At 71.7% G+C, this 16,963-nt stretch carries 19 protein-coding genes, 1 tRNA gene and 1 pseudogene; 8 read left to right on the forward strand and 13 right to left on the reverse strand.

Annotated elements, in window-relative coordinates:
* Positions 1–80: 80 nt before the first annotated feature.
* Positions 81–278, forward strand: coding sequence for a hypothetical protein (locus tag V4Y04_RS19130; protein WP_332429417.1), 198 nt, complete (start codon positions 81–83; stop codon positions 276–278).
* 162 nt (positions 279–440) lie between these two features.
* Here V4Y04_RS19130 and V4Y04_RS19135 read toward each other — a convergent pair whose 3' ends face one another.
* From V4Y04_RS19135 to V4Y04_RS19150, 4 genes are all read right to left on the reverse strand, one after another.
* The gene (locus V4Y04_RS19135) at positions 441–1,361 is read right to left on the reverse strand and encodes an RNA polymerase sigma factor SigF (protein ID WP_332429418.1); all 921 of its coding nucleotides are present in this window, start codon (positions 1,359–1,361) and stop codon (positions 441–443) included.
* 245 nt (positions 1,362–1,606) lie between these two features.
* A complete protein-coding gene (locus V4Y04_RS19140) occupies positions 1,607–2,605 on the reverse strand; it encodes an RNA polymerase sigma factor SigF (RefSeq protein WP_443080188.1) in 999 nt (332 codons plus the stop codon).
* A gap of 162 nt (positions 2,606–2,767) precedes the next feature.
* Entirely contained in the window at positions 2,768–3,061 is a 294-nt protein-coding gene (locus V4Y04_RS19145; protein ID WP_332429420.1) for a Dabb family protein, read from the reverse strand.
* Entirely contained in the window at positions 3,061–3,237 is a 177-nt protein-coding gene (locus V4Y04_RS19150; protein WP_332429421.1) for a hypothetical protein, read from the reverse strand. The genes V4Y04_RS19145 and V4Y04_RS19150 overlap by 1 nt, the downstream gene beginning before the upstream one ends.
* Positions 3,238–3,434: 197 nt before the next feature.
* Here V4Y04_RS19150 and V4Y04_RS19155 point away from each other — a divergent pair, with 197 nt between their 5' ends.
* Positions 3,435–3,614, forward strand: coding sequence for a hypothetical protein (locus tag V4Y04_RS19155; protein ID WP_332433155.1), 180 nt, complete (start codon positions 3,435–3,437; stop codon positions 3,612–3,614).
* Here the strand turns inward: V4Y04_RS19155 and V4Y04_RS19160 are convergent.
* On the reverse strand, positions 3,611–3,925 hold the full coding sequence (locus V4Y04_RS19160; RefSeq protein WP_332429422.1) for a hypothetical protein: 315 nt from the start codon (positions 3,923–3,925) through the stop codon (positions 3,611–3,613). The genes V4Y04_RS19155 and V4Y04_RS19160 overlap by 4 nt on opposite strands.
* Positions 3,926–4,131: 206 nt before the next feature.
* On the opposite strand from V4Y04_RS19160, the pseudogene V4Y04_RS19165 reads away from it, so the two are divergent.
* A pseudogene (locus V4Y04_RS19165) lies at positions 4,132–4,245 on the forward strand (bifunctional DNA primase/polymerase); the annotation flags it as partial.
* A gap of 171 nt (positions 4,246–4,416) precedes the next feature.
* Here V4Y04_RS19165 and V4Y04_RS19170 read toward each other — a convergent pair.
* The 4 genes from V4Y04_RS19170 to V4Y04_RS19185 form a co-directional block, all read right to left on the reverse strand.
* A tRNA-Ser gene (locus V4Y04_RS19170) sits at positions 4,417–4,501 on the reverse strand.
* 66 nt (positions 4,502–4,567) lie between these two features.
* Positions 4,568–4,999 (reverse strand): tRNA adenosine(34) deaminase TadA, encoded by a 432-nt coding sequence (gene tadA, locus V4Y04_RS19175; protein WP_332432911.1) that lies wholly within the window; start codon positions 4,997–4,999, stop codon positions 4,568–4,570.
* A 71-nt stretch (positions 5,000–5,070) separates the two neighbouring features.
* The gene (locus V4Y04_RS19180) at positions 5,071–5,613 is read right to left on the reverse strand and encodes a tRNA adenosine deaminase-associated protein (RefSeq protein ID WP_332429423.1); all 543 of its coding nucleotides are present in this window, start codon (positions 5,611–5,613) and stop codon (positions 5,071–5,073) included.
* Between the two features lie 371 nt (positions 5,614–5,984).
* Positions 5,985–6,155 carry a hypothetical protein gene (locus V4Y04_RS19185; RefSeq protein ID WP_332429424.1) on the reverse strand — a complete coding sequence of 57 codons (171 nt, stop codon included), beginning with the start codon at positions 6,153–6,155 and terminating at the stop codon, positions 5,985–5,987.
* A 273-nt stretch (positions 6,156–6,428) separates the two neighbouring features.
* Here V4Y04_RS19185 and upp point away from each other — a divergent pair, with 273 nt between their 5' ends.
* Complete coding sequence (gene upp, locus V4Y04_RS19190; protein WP_332429425.1) at positions 6,429–7,064, forward strand: uracil phosphoribosyltransferase; 636 nt, start codon at positions 6,429–6,431, stop codon at positions 7,062–7,064.
* 197 nt (positions 7,065–7,261) lie between these two features.
* Here the strand turns inward: upp and V4Y04_RS19195 are convergent, their stop codons facing one another.
* From V4Y04_RS19195 to V4Y04_RS19205, 3 genes are all read right to left on the reverse strand, one after another.
* A complete protein-coding gene (locus V4Y04_RS19195) occupies positions 7,262–7,882 on the reverse strand; it encodes a LytR C-terminal domain-containing protein (protein ID WP_332432912.1) in 621 nt (206 codons plus the stop codon).
* Between the two features lie 273 nt (positions 7,883–8,155).
* The gene (locus V4Y04_RS19200) at positions 8,156–8,452 is read right to left on the reverse strand and encodes a type II toxin-antitoxin system VapB family antitoxin (protein ID WP_055572735.1); all 297 of its coding nucleotides are present in this window, start codon (positions 8,450–8,452) and stop codon (positions 8,156–8,158) included.
* A gap of 302 nt (positions 8,453–8,754) precedes the next feature.
* A complete protein-coding gene (locus tag V4Y04_RS19205; protein WP_332429426.1) occupies positions 8,755–9,477 on the reverse strand; it encodes a siderophore-interacting protein in 723 nt (240 codons plus the stop codon).
* Positions 9,478–9,552: 75 nt separating this feature from the next.
* On the opposite strand from V4Y04_RS19205, the gene V4Y04_RS19210 reads away from it, so the two are divergent.
* The 3 genes from V4Y04_RS19210 to V4Y04_RS19220 all read left to right on the forward strand — a co-directional run bounded on the left by V4Y04_RS19210 (position 9,553) and on the right by V4Y04_RS19220 (position 14,913).
* Complete coding sequence (locus V4Y04_RS19210; protein WP_332432913.1) at positions 9,553–11,877, forward strand: penicillin acylase family protein; 2,325 nt, start codon at positions 9,553–9,555, stop codon at positions 11,875–11,877.
* Positions 11,870–12,481: a GNAT family N-acetyltransferase gene (locus V4Y04_RS19215; protein ID WP_332429427.1), complete on the forward strand. Its 612-nt coding sequence runs from the start codon at positions 11,870–11,872 to the stop codon at positions 12,479–12,481. The genes V4Y04_RS19210 and V4Y04_RS19215 overlap by 8 nt, the downstream gene beginning before the upstream one ends.
* 305 nt (positions 12,482–12,786) lie before the next feature.
* The gene (locus tag V4Y04_RS19220) at positions 12,787–14,913 is read left to right on the forward strand and encodes a copper resistance CopC/CopD family protein (protein ID WP_332429428.1); all 2,127 of its coding nucleotides are present in this window, start codon (positions 12,787–12,789) and stop codon (positions 14,911–14,913) included.
* A 975-nt stretch (positions 14,914–15,888) separates the two neighbouring features.
* Here V4Y04_RS19220 and V4Y04_RS19225 read toward each other — a convergent pair.
* Complete coding sequence (locus tag V4Y04_RS19225) at positions 15,889–16,110, reverse strand: hypothetical protein (RefSeq protein ID WP_332429429.1); 222 nt, start codon at positions 16,108–16,110, stop codon at positions 15,889–15,891.
* Positions 16,111–16,192: 82 nt separating this feature from the next.
* Between V4Y04_RS19225 and V4Y04_RS19230 the strand changes: the two genes are divergently transcribed.
* The gene (locus tag V4Y04_RS19230; RefSeq protein WP_332429430.1) at positions 16,193–16,906 is read left to right on the forward strand and encodes an AAA family ATPase; all 714 of its coding nucleotides are present in this window, start codon (positions 16,193–16,195) and stop codon (positions 16,904–16,906) included.
* The last annotated feature ends 57 nt before the right edge of the window (positions 16,907–16,963 follow it).

A 16,963-nucleotide genomic window follows, 5' to 3' on the forward strand; every position in this document is an offset into this window, starting at 1 on the left:
CTTGTACGCGCCCCTGCGCGGCCGATCTGAGGGCGCCCCCGCTTGGGACCTTCGTGGACAGTTCGCTAGTGTCTCGGGCCATGGCTAACTCCCAGCCCCCGCAGGGCAACCACGACCCCGCCGGCAGCACCCAGATGTTCCGCGCGTTCGTCGACGACGCCCCTCAGGGGCAGCAGGCCGCCACGACGAGCGGTGGCGGTCCCCGTATCGGTCTGATCATCGGCGTCGTCGTCGCCGTGGCGGTCGTCGCGGCCGTGGCCTGGCTGGCTCTGCGCTGATCCGTCAGGTCCCGTCGGGTCCGTGTGTCCTGTCGGGGCCCGACAGGACACACGGAGGCCGCCGTTGCGCCCGTGAGGGACGCCCCGGCGGCCGTAGGTCCGTGTCCGGTCCGGTCCGGTGGCCGACGGTGGGAACCGATGGCTACCGGCGATCGATGTGTCTCAGTCCGAGATGAGGCCCTCGCGCAGTTGGGCCAGGGTCCGGGTGAGCAGCCGGGAGACGTGCATCTGGGAGATGCCGACCTCCTCGCCGATCTGTGACTGCGTCATGTTGGCGAAGAAGCGCAGCATGATGATGCGCCGCTCCCGGGGCGGCAGCTTGGCCAGCAGGGGCTTGAGCGACTCCCGGTACTCCACGCCCTCCAGTGCCGTGTCCTCGTAGCCGAGGCGGTCCGCGAGCGAGCCCTCGCCGCCGTCGTCCTCGGGCGCCGGGGAGTCCAGCGAGGACGCCGTGTACGCGTTGCCGACCGCGAGTCCGTCGACCACGTCTTCCTCGGACACGCCCAGTACCGCGGCGAGTTCGGGGACCGTCGGGGAGCGGTCGAGCTTCTGGGAGAGCTCGTCGCCGGCCTTCGTCAGCGCCAGGCGCAGCTCCTGAAGCCGGCGCGGCACGCGCACCGACCATGACGTGTCGCGGAAGAACCGCTTGATCTCACCGACCACCGTCGGCATCGCGAACGTAGGGAACTCCACGCCCCGTTCGCAGTCGAAGCGGTCGATCGCCTTGATCAGCCCGATGGTGCCGACCTGGACGATGTCCTCCATCGGCTCGTTGCGCGAGCGGAATCGGGCTGCCGCGTACCGCACCAGTGGGAGGTTGAGTTCGATCAGCGTGTCCCGGACGTAACCGCGCTCCGGACTGTTCTCGTCGAGTGCGGCGAGCCGCAGGAACAGGGAACGGGACAGGGTGCGGGTGTCGATGGCCGCTGTGGCCGGTGTCGCCGGTGTTTCCGGAAGATCTGGAGTGGGCGCGGCCGCGAGGGCCGGGACATCGTCGATGGGGCCGAGTACGTCGAGAGCATTGGGAGCTGTCTCGCTCTCCGCGAGCGTGAGCACCTTCGAGCTGCCCTGGTCTGCGGACATGCCACCCCCTTTGGGTCGCGGGACGGTCGCGGCGAACGTTCCTGTCCGAGGAACGCAGCCTTCACCTGAATACCGGAGCCGGAGCTTCGGCAAACGCGCTTCCGGCAGAATGTCACATGTCGGCAACGCGCTGTAGTGACATGTCGACATCCATAGGGTGAATCAGCCCTGGAAACAAGGGGTCTGACGTGGTTTCAGGCCAGAAGCTCAAGTAAAGGCACTGGTGAGCGATTCGCCCTCAGGGATTACGCGTCGATCCTGTTTGCGGACCGCAGGCGCTGGAAGCTGCGTGCGAGCAACCGGGACACGTGCATTTGGGAGACGCCCAGTTCGGCGCTGATCTGGGACTGGGTGAGGTTGCTGTAGTACCGCAGCAGCAGGATCCGCTGTTCCCGCTCGGGGAGTTGGACGAGCAGATGCCGGACGAGGTCGCGGTGCTCGACGCCGTCCAGTGCCGGATCCTCGTAGCCGAGCCGGTCGAGCAGTCCGGGGAGTCCGTCGCCCTCCTGCGCGGCCTCGAGCGAGGTGGCGTGGTACGACCGCCCGGCCTCGATGCAGGAGAGCACCTCCTCCTCGGTGATGCGCAGCCGTCCGGCGATCTCGGCGGTCGTCGGGGAGCGCCCGAAGGCGGTCGTGAGGTCTTCGGTCGCGCTGTTGACCTGCACCCACAACTCATGCAGCCGGCGCGGTACGTGGACGGTGCGGACGTTGTCGCGGAAGTACCGCTTGATCTCGCCGACCACCGTCGGCATCGCGAACGTCGGGAACTGCACGCCCCGCTCCGGGTCGAAACGGTCGATGGCGTTGATGAGCCCGATGGTCCCGACCTGGACCACGTCCTCCATCGGCTCGTTGCGCGAGCGGAAGCGGGCGGCCGCGTAGCGCACGAGCGGCAGGTTGGCCTCGATGAGCGCGGCGCGTACGCGGGTGTGCTCCGGCGTGCCCGGCTGGAGGTTCTTGAGCTGGCCGAAGAGCACCTGGGTCAGCGCCCGGGTGTCCGCCCCGCGGCGCTTGGCGGGTGACAGGGCGGCAGGCGGGGATGCGGTGGAGGAGGGACCGGCGGGCGTGGTGGAGAGAGGGGCGGGAGGAGGGACGGAGGGGGAGGCGGGAGGAGGGGCGGAGGAGGGAGGGGCGGCGCAGGGTGGGCCGACGAGTGGGGCCGGGGTGTCCGGGGACTGAGCCGGAGCCGGAGTCAGGGCGGACACCTGGTCCTGGGGCGGCGCAGTACTGGCCGACACGGTCAACGCCACCTCTTCATCGGTCGACTCATCCGTCAAAAGCGGTCATAGCATCACAAGACATGCTCGTCGTGTGCAAGCACCGCATATTCCGTGTTGAGGTCACGTCGTACCGATCATGCGCAAAAACCCCCCATCGTCGCGACGGGGGGCTGCTGGGGCGGAGGCTCAGAACTCGTAGTCGGCGATCACCCACGTGGCGAACTCGCGCCACAGCCCGACGCCCGCCTGATGCTCCGGGTGCTCCACGTAGCGGCGCAGCGCGTCGGCGTCGTCGAACGCCGAGTTGATGGCGAAGTCGTAGGCGATGGGCCGGTCGCTGATGTTCCAGGCGCACTCCCAGAAGCGGATCTCCGGGATTCTGCCCTCGAGCGAGCGGAACGCCTCCTCGCCCGCCACGACGCGCGGATCATCGCGTTCCACGCCCGCGTTCAGCCTGAAGAGGACCAGGTGGCGGATCATCATTCACCCCCGCTTGCGAGCCATGTCATGAAGTCCCCGACGGCGGTCGCCGCATCGGATATGCCCTCGAACGCTATCTGGACGTAGTCGGCCGCCTTGGCGGGATCCGTGATGATCACATACAGCGCGAAGACCACGAGGACGTAGACGGCGACCTTCTTGGCGTTCACCGCCATCGCGGCCCTCCCCTGTCACTGTTGCGCACTGGTGCCACTGCTGTGCACAGACGTCACCCTTGCTGCCGAGCGGGCCCATGATCGCACGAAGGGCCCCATCTGACGACGGGGCCCTTCAGGAGGGGTAGCGGTGGGACGTGAACCCACGGTGACTTGCGACATACTCCCTTTCGAGGTCTGTTCGCCCCGTCCGAGGCATGATCAGGAGCCGTTCACAGGCGTTCATCACCCAGCTCATCATCCTGGCCGCCGCCGCCGCCGCCGTCGTCGTCGTCGGCTGGATCGCCGTCCAGGTGCTCGGTCTTGGCGGTCGCAAGGGCGGCACCACGGCGAACGTCCGCAAGGCCGTCCTCCAGCGCAACCACTTCCACGGCTAGGGCATGCCGCTGACCTGGCGCTTACCGCCCAGGAGCTGACCCATCACCATCACGATGAGGCCGGTCACCATGAGCACGCTGCCTGTTATGGTCCCCCACTGTCGGATGCCGATGCCGTTGATCACCAGCCCGAAGACCACCTGGCAGCACAGGCCGACGGCAGCCACCAACTGACCCCAGCCGTAGAGGCGAACGTGTCGAACGTGACGCCGGTTCATGGGGAGCACCCAGCCACGGGTGATCGCCGCCATGCCCAAGGCTGCGAAGAGTAACGCCACCACTACAGACGGTATGGCGAGATAGAGCCGCATGGTTCCCCCTCCTTGCGCGCCGGCCCCGCGCCGGACGCCGCCGTGATCATGACACTCGCCGCACCCCGCGTCCACGCGCTTCCGTAGCCCACGATCCTCCTGAGCAGCCGGACAGTCCCGGCTACGCCAAGGGTGGCCCCGTCTCGCCGAATTCCGGGTCCGCCCTGAGTGACCAGCGCCCAACCAAGGAACTGGAGACCTCCAGCGTGGCCCAAGGCCCCCGTACCGCGCTGCGGTCCGCGGCGCTGGACGCCGCCGAACGCGGCTGGCACGTCTTTCCCCTCCGGCCCGGCACCAAGCGGCCCGCCCTGCAGGGCGAGAGACGGGCATGATCCTCGATCATGCTGCCGCAACTGTCTCCGGGTGAGGTCGTCAGGAGTTTCGACGGATTCAGCAGACAGCCGGCGGATGGGCCGTCGCAACTGAGACGCAAACTGAGACGGAGACGTGCGAAGGGCCCGGTCCATCGGACCGGGCCCTTCGTTCACCAGCGGTAGCGGTGGGATTTGAACCCACGGTGACTTGCGCCACACTCGCTTTCGAGGCGAGCTCCTTCGGCCGCTCGGACACGCTACCGGGAGAGACCTTACAGCACACGGCGCGATGGTTCGAAATCGGTATTCGAGGTGCGGCGGCCCCGCGTCAGCGGTTCCGGAAGAACGCCGTGAGCAGGCGTGCGCACTCCTCGGCGAGCACTCCTTCGACCACTTCGGGCCGGTGGTTGAGCCGCCGGTCGCGGACGACGTCCCAGAGGGAGCCGACCGCGCCCGCCTTCTCGTCCCGGGCGCCGTAGACGATCCGGTCGATCCGGGACTGCTGGATCGCGCCCGCGCACATGGTGCAGGGCTCCAGCGTCACCACGAGGGTGCAGTCGGTCAGCCGCCACTGTCCCAGCGTCGTGGCGGCCCGCCGGAGGGCGAGCAGTTCCGCGTGCGCGGTGGGGTCGCGGGCGGCCTCGCGTTCGTTGTGCCCGGAGGCCAGCACGGTGCTGCCGTCCGGTGCCAGGACGACCGCGCCGACGGGTACGTCCCCGCTCCGGACGGCCCGCTCGGCCTCGTCCAGGGCGAGCCGCATCGCGGCCCGCCAAGGATCGCGCACCGGGTCGGGCACCGGATCGCGCACCGGGTCGGGCGGGGTGGGCCCGGTCAGCGGACGGTCTCCAGGACCTCTGCGGCGCCCAGGACCTCGGCGATCTCACCGAGGGCGTCCCCGGACAGCGAGCGCAGGTCCTTCTCGCTCACGCCCAGGTCGTCCAGGACCAGGGCGTCACCGACCGGCCCGTGCGGTACGGAATCCGCGGAACCGGCGTCCGCCGTGCCGTCCTCGCCGGTGCCGGTGCCGTCCGGTTCACCGTCCTCCGTGCCGTCGAGGTCGAGGGCGTCCAGGTCGGGGCCGTCGACCCCGGGTTCCCGGCCGAGCAGCTCGTCGGTGAGCAGGATCTCGCCGTAGCTGCTGCGGGCGGCGGCCGCGGCGTCGGACACGTAGATACGAGGGTCGTCCTCGCCGTCCACGCGGACGACGCCGAACCAGCCGTTCTCCTGCTCGATCAGCACGAGCACCGTGTCCTCGTCGGGGGCGGCTTCCCTGGCCAGGTCGGCCAGATCCGACAGGGTCTCCACATCGTCGAGCTCCGTGTCGCTCGCTTCCCACCCGTCTTCGGTGCGCGCGAGCAGTGCGGCGAAGTACACCGTGACTCTCCCACTGGTCTTAGGTGTGCCGGTCGGGAATCCCCCCGGCGGCGGTGTGTGGACGAGGAGTGCTCTACGAGCCCCGCCCATTCGGAATCGTGGCAGAAACAAGGCCGACAGGGGACGTCTTCGGCTCCCTGTGTCCGGCAGTTTTGACCCCGTGCCGCCGAGTGTCCCCCGGAGCCTGCCCGGGACCCGTCGGCGCGCTCGCCGCCGCCACAGCGGATCGTACGCGGATCGGACTCCCGCGCTCGTACGGCCACGAGGCAAACACCCGCATGGGCCGTGCTCTTCCCGCAGCCGGGCCTGTGTCCACCGTGCTCACGACATCCCGTTCACCAGGAGCGTCCCGTCCTGCGGCCGTGGGCCTCCTACCAGCGGAAGGTCCGCATGCGCATCGCGTGCCGCAGCCGGGCCGCCTTGGCGCGGCGCGGCTGGACCCGGTCGCGCAGTTCCCGGGCTTCGGCGAGTTCGCGCAGGAACCGGGCGCGCCGCCGCCGCCGCTCGGCGTCCGTCTCGTCCGCCCCGGGCGGTCCGGTCATGCCGGGTACCCCGGACACCCCGGACACCCTCGATGCGCGGGTCACGTCGGGCGCGTCGGGCGCGTCGGGCGCGCCGCGCGGGGCGCCGGATGTCTCGCGTGCCGACGGCGCGTCTCGGGAATTCCGCTCAGGCATTGCTTCATCACCCCAGTCCGTCTCTCCCACTTTCCCCCGGACGGACGGTTTGACGCCAGCGAGGGAGTGGCGGCGGGCAGCGGGGCTTGCCGTGTGCGGGGGGCGCCGGGCCCTGTCCCGCCCGGTTAATGTGGGGACATGCGTCTCCACGTCGTCGACCACCCCCTGGTCGCACACAAGCTCACCACGCTGCGCGACCAGCGCACCGACTCCGCGACCTTCCGCCGTCTCGCCGACGAGCTGGTCACCCTCCTCGCTTACGAGGCCACGCGTGACGTGCGCACCGAGCAGGTCGACATCCAGACGCCGGTGGAGCGGACCACGGGCGTCAAGCTCTCCCACCCGCGCCCGCTGGTGGTACCGATCCTGCGGGCCGGTCTCGGCATGCTGGACGGCATGGTCAGGCTGCTGCCGACCGCCGAGGTGGGTTTCCTCGGCATGATCCGCAACGAGGAGACGCTGCAGGCCTCGACGTACACCACCCGGATGCCGGAGGACCTCTCCGGGCGTCAGGTGTACGTGCTGGACCCGATGCTCGCCACCGGCGGCACGCTGGTCGCCGCGATCCAGGAGCTGATCAAGCGGGGCGCGGACGATGTGACCGCGGTGGTGCTGCTGGCCGCCCCCGAGGGCGTCGAGCTCATGGAGCGCGAGCTGGCCGGCACGCCGGTGACCGTCGTGACGGCGTCGGTCGACGAGCGCCTCAACGAGCACGGCTACATCGTGCCGGGCCTCGGAGACGCGGGGGACCGGATGTACGGGGCCGCCGAGTAGGCCGTCCGCCGCGGGTACGCGTACGGGCGGGCGGTACCGGACCGGTCCACCCGTTCGCGCGACGGCCACAGGGCGACCGCGTGACGACCACAGGACGAAGCGGCCGCCTCCGAGCTCCGTCCTCGAGCTCGGAGGCGGCCGTCTCTGCTCCTGCTTCGCTCCTGCTTCTGTTCCTGCCTTTGTCTCTGCCTCTGGCGTCAGCAGCTCTTCTTCGCGGTGGGTTCGGGCTCGGGGTCGTTCAGCGCGGCCAGGGCCCGGTCGGCGTCCGCCTTGACCGTCAGCCGGGTGAAGGCGTCGCCGATGATCAGGTCGATCTCGCCGCCCTTGCGGGAGGCCTCGGTGCGGCGTTCGGCGTCGGCGAGCTGGGTGCCGAGCACCGGCAGCGAGGTCTTGAGGGCGGACGGGGGGCCGAGGAGCACACCGGTGCCCTTGACCTTCTTGTCGTACTCCTTGGCCGCGTTGCCGACGTCGCCGATCTTGAAACCGCGCTTCTTCAGCTCGTCGGCGGTCTTCTGGGCCAGGCCGGACCTGGTCGTGGCGTTGAGGACGTTGACCGTGATCCGGTCGGGTCCGGGCAGCGCGGTACTGGGGCTCGGGCTGGGCGAGGGGCTCGCCTTGGTGGCACAGCCCGCCTTGACGCCGACCGCGGAGGCGGGGTTGCCGCCACCGGTGAAGACGTCGAAGAGCTGCAGTGTGCCCCAGCCGGCCACGCCGAGCGCCGTGACGGAGGCGATGGCCAGGACGACGAGCTTGCCGCGGCGTCGGGGTCGGCGCATCCGCGGGTACTTGTCACCCCGGATCTGGTACTGGCCGCCCATGCCGGGAGGAGTCAGCATGCTCATGGGCGCAGCGTAATGCGCTCCGGCGGCGATGCCTACCAGATGATCATTCGATAGTGCGCAGTCCAACCCGAAAGGGTCAAACCCCGTGCCGAAAGAGGTGCGTCCGGTGGGATCGAGGGGCCTCGATGACGTGCCGGTGCCCGCCGTGTACCGACGGATGCCCGCCGTGTACCGGCGGGTGTCACCCGCACTCCGGCCGGATCCGCCCGCGCCCCGGCCGGTGGGGCACCGGTCTGCGGGAGGGGAGCGTCAGCCCAGATCGAGGACGCGTGCGTGCAGCACCTGGCGCTGCTGGAGCGCCGCCCGTACCGCGCGGTGCAGCCCGTCCTCCAGATACAGATCGCCCTGCCACTTCACGACGTGCGCGAAGAGGTCGCCGTAGAAGGTCGAGTCCTCGGCGAGGAGGGTCTCGAGGTCGAGCTGTTGCTTCGTCGTGACGAGCTGATCGAGGCGGACCGGGCGCGGCGCGACGTCCGCCCACGACCGGGTGCTTTCCCGGCCGTGGTCGGGGTACGGCCGGCCGTTTCCGATGCGCTTGAAGATCACACGGAAAGCCTACCGGCCCAGACGTTCCGGGCGCAGCCATGGCGGCGGAGTACGAAACGGGAAAAAACGTCCTGGAACGGGATGAAGCAGGAATGGATGAGGAGGGCCCGCGCCTTCTGCCGGCCGGCCCGGGCAGGTTCTTCAGCAGTTTCAGCAGCTTCAGCAGCTCCTCGCCGGCGCCCACCCCGTGCCGGGCACCGTCGGCGTCGAGGCCCGGCGTCGGGCCGGTGTCGTCGGCGGCGACAGGGCCCTGGGTGAGGCGAGGGTGATGTCCGTGCCCCGCTGACCGGTGTGTCCACGGGTCAGCTCGTGCGCCAGTACCCCAGGGCGTGCATCCGCTGCTTGGACACGCCCAGCTCCTTGCGCAGGAACGCCGACAGGGTCCGGGTGGTCGCGGTGTCGCAGGCGACCCAGACGTACGGGTCGGGGTGGGCCCGCAGCAGGTCGGGCAGGTCGGCCCGGACCCGCTCGACGAGGTGGGCGCCGGAGCCGAGGCGCGGGACCTCGCGCACCTCGTGCCGCTCGGGGTCGGCCAGGCAGGGCAGCCCGTCCAGGGTGCCCTCGAACCAGATGGTCGCCGGTGCGGATCCCAGGGCGCTCAGCAGGGAGTTGATGGCCGGGAGGGAGGCCGGGTCCCCCACCACGAAGACGTGCGAGGGCGCGGGAGCCGGCAACTCGAAGCCCGTCCCCTGGACGGTCGCCCCGATGGTGTCCCCGGGTTTCGCCGCCCGCGCCCAGTCGCCGGCGCACCCCTCGTGCAGGGCGAACTCCAGAGCGAAGGTGCCGGCCGCCGGGTCGGGGTCGACGAGGGTGTACGCCCGCTGGTGCGGCTTGCCCGCGTTGTCGAACCACAGCCGCACCCACATCGTCGGGTGGACGCCGGTCGAGGCGAGCATGCCGCCGTCGGTGCAGCGCAGCCGCCGGTAGTCGGGGGTGATGTCCTCGGCGCGCGTCACCGTGAACTCGAAGTCCCTGGCGCGCATCAGCTTGAGGACCGCGCACTCCCAGCCCCGCCCCTGCCTCATCGCGCGTTCACCTTTCGCGTACGATTCCGCCACGGCTCACTTAGGGGAGCCTAACCTAAAGTGAATGGGGGCACAGTGGCCGGCGAGATCTTCCGGGACGCCTGGGGCATTCCGCATCTGCGCGCGGGTGACGCCGTCGAACTCGCCCGTCTCCAGGGCCGGGTCACCGCCCTCGACCGGGCCTGGCAACTGGAGACCGAACGGCACAGGGCGCAGGGCACCTCGGCGTCCTTCCTCGGCCCCGAGGCCCTCTCCTGGGACCGCCTCGCCCGCCGGGCCCGCCTGACCGACACGGCCCGCCGCTGCCTCGCCGAACTGGACCGGCGGGACCCGGAGACGGGGCAGTGGCTCCGGGCGTACGTGGAGGGGGTCAACGAGGGGCTGGCGGCCCCGGGCGCTTCCCACTCCCCGGTCTCCGGGCCTTCCCCGGTCTCCGGGCCTTCCCCGGTCTCCGGGCCTTCCCCGGTCTCCGGGCCTTCCCCGGTCTCCGGGCCTTCCCCGGCCCCCGGGCCCTCCGCGGTACCCGGATTCGCCGCGGCTCCCGAATTCGCCCGTGTCGCCCTCAGGCCCGGCCGCTGGGAGCCCTGGACGCCGCTCGCGGTGTGGCTCTCCACGCACATCCTGTTCGCCGGGTTCCCCGCGAAGCTCTGGCGCGAGCGGGTCGTCGAGTGTCTCGGGCGGGACGCCGTCGGACTGTTCGCCGCCGACGGTCCCGGCACCTCCGGAAGCAACGGCTGGCTGGTCGCCGGGGAGCGGACGGTGACCGGGCGGGCGGTGATCGCGGGGGATCCGCACCGCTTCATCGAGGACCCCGGCGTCTATCAGCAGATCCACCTGTCCTGCCCGGAGTTCGACGTCGTCGGCATCGCCGTGCCCGGTGTTCCCGGCATCGCCCACTTCGGCCACACCGGCTCGGTCGCCTGGGCGATCACCAACGCCATGGCCGACTACCAGGACCTGTACCGGGAGCAGTTGCGCCGCACCGGCGCGGGCGTGGAAGCGCTCGGTCCGGATGGTGTCTGGCACCGGGCCGCCCGGCACACCGAGACCATCGAGGTCGCCGGCGAGGACCCGGTCGAGGTCGAGGTGATCGAGACCGACCGGGGGCCGGTGATCATCGGTGGCCCCGAGGGCCTGGAGGACGGTGTGTCCGAGCCCGGTGTTCCTCCGGTCGCCGTCGCCCTGCGTTACCCGCCCCGCGTCACCGGTGACCTGGGCTTCGGCGCCCTGCTGCCGTTGCTGCGGGCCCGCCGGGTCGCCGACGTGGACCGGGCCGTCGATCTGTGGGCCGAGCCGGTCAACGTGGTCCAGGCCGCCGACACCGAGGGCGGCACGCTGCACCGGGTGGCCGGACGGGTGCCGGTGCGGGCCGAGGCCAACCGGATCCGTCCGGTGCCCGCGTGGGAGCCCGGCCACGACTGGCAGGGGTGGCACGAGCCGCCGCGCGCCGGCCTGACCGACGGCGTCGCCGTGATGGCGAACCAACGCGGCCCGGCGGCCCCCCTCGGCGTCGAGTTCGCCGCGCCGCACCGCGCCGACCGTATCGCCGCGCTGCTCGCACGGCGGGAACGCTGGTCGGCCGCCGAGATGCCCGCCCTCCACACGGACACCCATCTCGCCTCCGCCACCGCCCTGCTGGACCATGTGGCCGTCCTCGACGATCTGACCGGTCCGGCGGCCGGCCTGCGCGACCGGCTGCTGGACTGGGACCGGCACATGGACGCGGACAGCACCGGCGCGGCGCTTTACGCGGCGGTGCGCGGCACGCTCGTACGGCGGCTCGCGCGGCATCCCGCGTTCGCCCGGCTGGCCACGCCCCCGGACTGCCCGGAGGTGTTCCAGCCCTGGCTCGCGCTGGTCCCGCGGATCGGCTACGCGCTCGAACACCTTCTGACCGCGAAGGAGCTGTACGGCATCGACCGTCCGGCGGCGGTGCGCGCGGCACTGGAGGAGGTGGCCGCCCGGCCACCGGCCGGCACCTGGGGCGACACCCACCGGCTGGCGCCCTGGCGAGCCGTGGCGCCCACGACGCCGTACGACGAACCCGCGCTGTCCGGCGACCACGACTGCGTGCTGTCCACCTCCTCCGTGCCCGGCCTCACCGACCTCGCGGCGCGCGGTTCGGCCGCCCGCTACGTCTGGGACCTGGCCCGCCGCGAGGACAGCCGCTGGGTGGTGCCGTTCGGCGCCTCGGGCGTCCCGGACTCGCCCCACCACCGCGACCAGCTGCCGCTGTGGCTCGCGGGAGACCTCGTCCCGGTCGTCACCGACTGGGACGGGCTCCGCAGGGAGAACGTGGTCCGGGACGGGGACGGGGGCGGGGGCCGGGACCGGGGCGCTCATGAGGAGACCGATGAACTCGACGAGCTCGATGAGCTTCAGGAGGAGACCGATGGCTGACCCGTACGCGTCCCGCGCGGCCGTTCACGAGCACACGGCCGACGGCTTCGGCTCCGTACGCGTGCTGCCGCTCGACCCGGCGGTGGACGCGGCCGTCCTGCACCGCTGGGTGAGCGGTGAACGCGCCGTCTTCTGGGGCATGAACGGCCTCACCGAGCGGCAAGTGGCCGATATCTACGCCCATATGGACACGCTCGACACCCACCACGCGTACCTCGTCGTCAAGGACGGCGAGCCGGCCGCGCTGCTCCAGACGTACGAGCCGGAGGCCGACCGGGTCGGCGACTGCTACCCCGTCGAGCCCGGCGACATAGGCCTCCACCTGCTGCTCGCACCGGTCGGCCCGGAGGGGGCGCGTTCCGGCTGGACCGGCGCGCTGCTGGCCGTCATGGTCGGGTTCGCCCTGCTGGGCCTGGACCGCAGGCGCGTGGTGGTCGACCCGGACGTGGCCAACGAGAAGGCGGTCGCCCGCTTCCTGCGGCAGGGTTTCACGGCGGGCCCCGAGGTCGTCCTGCCCGAGATCGATCTGCCGGACGTGTACCTGCCGGAGAAGAAGGCCCAACTCGCTTTTCTCACCCGGGAGGTGGCTTTCCGAGGCCGGTGATGCCGACCGGCCGGCGGATCGTCGTTCCGCCGGGCGGTGAGCATTCCGCGCCCCCCGTCCGTACCCCATCTGAAGCAGGATGGCCGGACATCTGGGTGGCCGGACAGCCGGACAGCCGGATGGCCGGACAGCCGGATGGCCGGGGAGGTGGGAACGACGTGCAGCGACGGCGCAGCGAGGCGGCGAGCGACAGTGGCGGACGAGGTGCGGGCGGGCGGGGCGACAGAGCGGGCCGCCGGGCAACGGATCACGGAACGTCCGGTCGCGGAACGTCCGGTCGCGGAGTCCGGCGGCTTCAAGGGCTGGTGCTGCTGGGTACCGTGCTGGTCCTGCTCCTCCTTGGCAGCGCCGGACCGGCGAGTGCGCACGCGGCCGTCCGCGGAGCCGTCCCCGAGGACGGAAGCGTCGTCAAGTCCGCCCCGCAGCACGTCACCGTGACCTTCACGGAGTCCGTCGCCCTGCTCGACGACTCGTTCCGCGTCTACAGCCCCGACAACCACCGGGTGAAGCTGGGCGAACCCGAGCACGCCGACGGCAGGTCCGACACCGCGCGCGTCGGCCTGCCCGGCGGGCTCGACGACGGCACCTACACGGTCGCCTGGCGGGTGGTCTCCGCGGACAGCCACCCCGTCTCCGGTGCCTTCACCTTCTCCATCGGCACACCCTCGCCCACCGCACCGGTGGCGCCCGCGACCCCGGCGGAGCACCCGATCACCGCGAGCCTCTACGACACCGGCCGCCATCTCGCGTACATCGCCGCCGCGCTGCTCATCGGCACGGTGGCGTTCGCGGCCCTGTGCCGGCCGCCGGACACCGCCCCGCTGCGGATGCCGCTGGTCACCGGCTGGTGGACGCTGCTGACGTCCACCGCGGTCCTGCTCGTGCTGAGGGCTCCGTACGAGAACGGGACGTCCCCGGCGACCGCGTTCGACCTCTCGGCCTTCGCCGGCGTTCTCACCGCGCGTCCGGGCATCGCGCTGCTGACCCGGCTCGCCCTGCTGGCACTGGTGGCGGCGGTCCTCCTGCGGCTGCCCCGCCTGCGGCAGGGCCAGGGGGAGCCGGACGGCCGGACACCGCCCGCCTTGCTCGCCCTGGGCACCGTCCTGGCCGTCGCCCTCGCGTTGACGTGGGCGTCGGCCGAGCACGCCTCGGCCGGTATCCAGGTTCCGGTGGCGATGACGTCGTCCGTACTGCACCTGCTGGCGATGGCCTGCTGGCTCGGCGGCCTCACGGCGCTGCTCGTCATCCTGTTCCGCGCCGACACCCCGCCGCCCGTCGCCACGGTCACCCGCTTCTCCCGCCTCGCCTTCCTCTCGGTGACGGTCCTCGTCGTCACCGGCGTCTACCAGTCCTGGCGGGGCCTCGGCTCCTGGTCGGCGCTCGCGGACTCGTCGTACGGGAACACACTGGTCGTCAAGCTCGTGGTGACGGCCGCACTGCTGCTGGCGGCGGGCCTGTCCCGCCGGCTGACGCTCGGCCTGGTGACGGCGGCCTCGGCAGCCTCGACCGTGGAGCACGAGACGGAGAAAGTCGGAGAAAGGACGGTGGCGGCCGTGCGGGAACGGATACCGGAACTGGTGGCCTCCGCCACTCCCGACAAGGCACCGTCCACGGGCCCCGGGCTGCCCGCCACCGGCGACGGCGCCACGGACTCCCCGTCGCCGGGCCCGGACTCGCCCGACCGGAACGCCCCGTCCGACCCGTCCACCCCGTCCGACCCGTCCACCCCGTCCGACCCGCCTGCCCCGTCCGACCCGTCCGACCCGCCTGCCTCGTCCGGCCCGTCCGGCCCGTCCACCCCGTCCGACCCGCCTGCCCCGTCCGACCCGTCCGACCCGCCTGCCTCGTCCGGCCCGTCCGGCCCGTCCGGCCCGTCCGGCCCGTCCGGCCCGTCCGGCCCGTCCGGCCCGTCCGGCCCGGACGAGCCGGCACTCGACCGCCACCGCCGCGCCCTGCGCGTCTCCGTCCTGGTGGAAGCGGTGGTGGCGGTCGTGGTGCTGCTGGTCACGACGGTGCTGACCAGCACCCTCCCGGCCCGGGCGGAGGCCGAGGCCGCGGCGACCGAGGCAGCCCCGATCGCCGGACTGCCCCCGGCGACGGTGGTCACGATCCCGTACGCCCTCGACGTCCCCGGCGGGAAGGGCAGCGTGCAGATCACTCTGGACCCGGGCCAGGTGGGTGAGAACGGCATTCAGGCGGTGGCCTTCAGCCCCACCGGCGCCCTGGACTCGGTCCCCGAACTCCGCCTCTCCTTCACCCTCGCCGAGAAGGACATCGGCCCCATCGACGCCGGACTGACCGACCGCGGTGGCTACTGGGCCACCAGTAACCTCAACCTCCCCCTGCCGGGCACCTGGACGATGAAGGCGACGATCAGGGTCTCGGAAGTGGACCAGGTGACCGAGTCCCACCCCCTGCGCATCGAACCCTGAGCGGCCCCGGCACCGGCAGGAGACGGGCGAGGGACTCACGGACCAGGGGGGGCTCGTGTGCATGGCCCCGCCGGCCACGTGGCACGGCGTTCCTCGGCGGCCGTGGAGCGGCCGTGGAGCGGGCGGGGGTCCGGCTGCCACCGGGTCACGGGCCGCCGAGGCCGGACCCCGTCGGCTTCTCCATGTGGGGCGGCCGAGGCTGTGGCCGCCGCGCGGAGGCCGGGCCGGGAATGCCCGCGGACCCGGAGGTGGACCCGGAGGCGGGTTCGGGTCCGCCTCCGTGGAGGCCGTAGCGATCGTGGAACGTGCGCAGGAAGCGCGGTGAGTACCAGGCGGAGCGGCCGGTTCGGTCGCACCGGGCCGGAATCCCGCGGCGGCACGGCGGACGGCGTCCAGCGGGAACGTTCTGCCCCGGCAGTGGCGTCCCGGGACGTGCGGGAGATCGCGGCGGGCCGTGGACCGGTGACGAACAGGCTCGGCGCCGGCCAGGAGCCGGGAGGCCCGGCCCTCGAAGTCCCGGTCGGACGTCTCGGCAGGCCTGTCCGCGGGAGCCGGGGCGCCCGACCGGGGAGCCGGGCCCGCGGCACGGCGAAGACCCCGGCTGCCATGCAGTCCGGGGTCTGTCGTGCCTGTTCACACGGCTGCGGCCTAGCGCGCCTAGCGGTGGGGCGTACCCGTGTCCAGGTCCGGGAAGGATGCGTGCGCATCCTCGAACAGGAAGGACTCGTCCTCCCCGAAGTCCGGGGCCTGGAAGGGGTCCGCCTCCGGACGGGGGGACGCTGCCGTGGCCTGGCGCGGCGCCCCTTCCGGGGCGGAGAACAGCGAGGTCGTGTCGATGAGAGGTCTCCGATTCGGTGCGGGGCCATGAAGGGGTCTGGCATGTGCGTGGGGTGACCGGGCCCGGCGGTCCTGGAGCCGTTGCCATGGCTGCGACATCGGTCGCGGCGGCGGCCTCGGCCACAGTTACAGGTGCGACTACAGCTTGCTCATCTTGGCGTACGGGCTCAGGATCCGTTCCTGCGCCGAACCGAAATCCACGAGTACCGCGATTCCGTCCTCGATGCCGATCACTCGGCCGAGACCGTACATGTCGTGCGTGACCTGGTCGCCCACCGCGAAGTGCTTGGGCGGCGGTGCGACCGGGGCCTTGAAGGGGCTGGTGGGCAGAATGCGCTTCGATGCAACTGGCTTTGTCATTGTCTCCAGTATGGGCCTGCGAGCGCCGCTTGCTACCGCCGTCCACGGTTCACTACGCGCGGCTTCATGGGAAACTCGGGGCGTGATCGTCGAACGCGCGCACGTATCCGGTGTCTCGCCCGGCGAGGACGAGGGGGAATGGCCGTGGTCCGTGCCCTGTGTGCGAGGACTCGTGGCGGAGGGAATGCGGCTCACCGCGCCGGTGACCTACCTGGTCGGTGAGAACGGATCGGGCAAGTCGACCCTGGTCGAGGCTCTCGCCGAAGGCTTCGGGCTGGACTCCTGGGGCGGCTCGCACGACTGGCGCTATGCCAGTCACCGCCCGAAGTCGGTGCTGGGCGAGCGGATCCGCTTCGACGCGGCACCGCGCGGACGCCACATGCTGAGCAGCTGGCGCGCCCGCAAGGGATTCTTCCTGCGCGCCGAGACGGCGCTGGACGCGCTGGACCGGGAAGGGTTCGCGCCGGATTCGGTCAGCCACGGCGAGGGCTTCCTCGCGGCGTTCCGGGGGAAGTTCCTCCAGCCCGGCCTGTATGTGATGGACGAGCCGGAGGCGGCGCTGTCGTTCACCTCGTGCCTGGAGCTGCTCGGACATATCGACCGGCTGGTGAAGGACGGGGGCCAGGTCATCTGCGCCACGCACTCTCCGCTGCTGACCGCCCTGCCCGGCGCGGACATCATCGAGGTCGGCGACCACGGCATGCGCCGGACGGCTTGGGACGAGCTCGCCCTGGTCGAGCACTGGCGCCGCTACCTGGCCGACCCGCGGTCCTACCTGCGGCACGTTCTGGACTGAGCCCGGCCGGCCCGTCACCGCCGTGCTTCCGTGCGTGGCCGGACCCTGTCGGAGGTC

Origin of the sequence: Streptomyces sp. P9-A2, from assembly GCF_036634175.1 — a bacterium.
Lineage (GTDB): Bacteria > Actinomycetota > Actinomycetes > Streptomycetales > Streptomycetaceae > Streptomyces > Streptomyces pratens.

Coding starts and splice junctions, on each gene's coding strand:
- V4Y04_RS19130 (WP_332429417.1), top strand. CDS start 81: ATGGCTAACTCCCAGCCCCCGCAGGGCAACCACGACCCCGCCGGCAGC.
- V4Y04_RS19135 (WP_332429418.1), bottom strand. CDS start 1,361: ATGTCCGCAGACCAGGGCAGCTCGAAGGTGCTCACGCTCGCGGAGAGC.
- V4Y04_RS19145 (WP_332429420.1), bottom strand. CDS start 3,061: ATGATCCGCCACCTGGTCCTCTTCAGGCTGAACGCGGGCGTGGAACGC.
- V4Y04_RS19150 (WP_332429421.1), bottom strand. CDS start 3,237: ATGGCGGTGAACGCCAAGAAGGTCGCCGTCTACGTCCTCGTGGTCTTC.
- V4Y04_RS19155 (WP_332433155.1), top strand. CDS start 3,435: ATGATCAGGAGCCGTTCACAGGCGTTCATCACCCAGCTCATCATCCTG.
- V4Y04_RS19160 (WP_332429422.1), bottom strand. CDS start 3,925: ATGCGGCTCTATCTCGCCATACCGTCTGTAGTGGTGGCGTTACTCTTC.
- tadA (WP_332432911.1), bottom strand. CDS start 4,999: ATGCGGCTCGCCCTGGACGAGGCCGAGCGGGCCGTCCGGAGCGGGGAC.
- V4Y04_RS19185 (WP_332429424.1), bottom strand. CDS start 6,155: ATGACCGGACCGCCCGGGGCGGACGAGACGGACGCCGAGCGGCGGCGG.
- upp (WP_332429425.1), top strand. CDS start 6,429: ATGCGTCTCCACGTCGTCGACCACCCCCTGGTCGCACACAAGCTCACC.
- V4Y04_RS19195 (WP_332432912.1), bottom strand. CDS start 7,882: ATGGGCGGCCAGTACCAGATCCGGGGTGACAAGTACCCGCGGATGCGC.
- V4Y04_RS19205 (WP_332429426.1), bottom strand. CDS start 9,477: ATGAGGCAGGGGCGGGGCTGGGAGTGCGCGGTCCTCAAGCTGATGCGC.
- V4Y04_RS19215 (WP_332429427.1), top strand. CDS start 11,870: ATGGCTGACCCGTACGCGTCCCGCGCGGCCGTTCACGAGCACACGGCC.
- V4Y04_RS19225 (WP_332429429.1), bottom strand. CDS start 16,110: ATGACAAAGCCAGTTGCATCGAAGCGCATTCTGCCCACCAGCCCCTTC.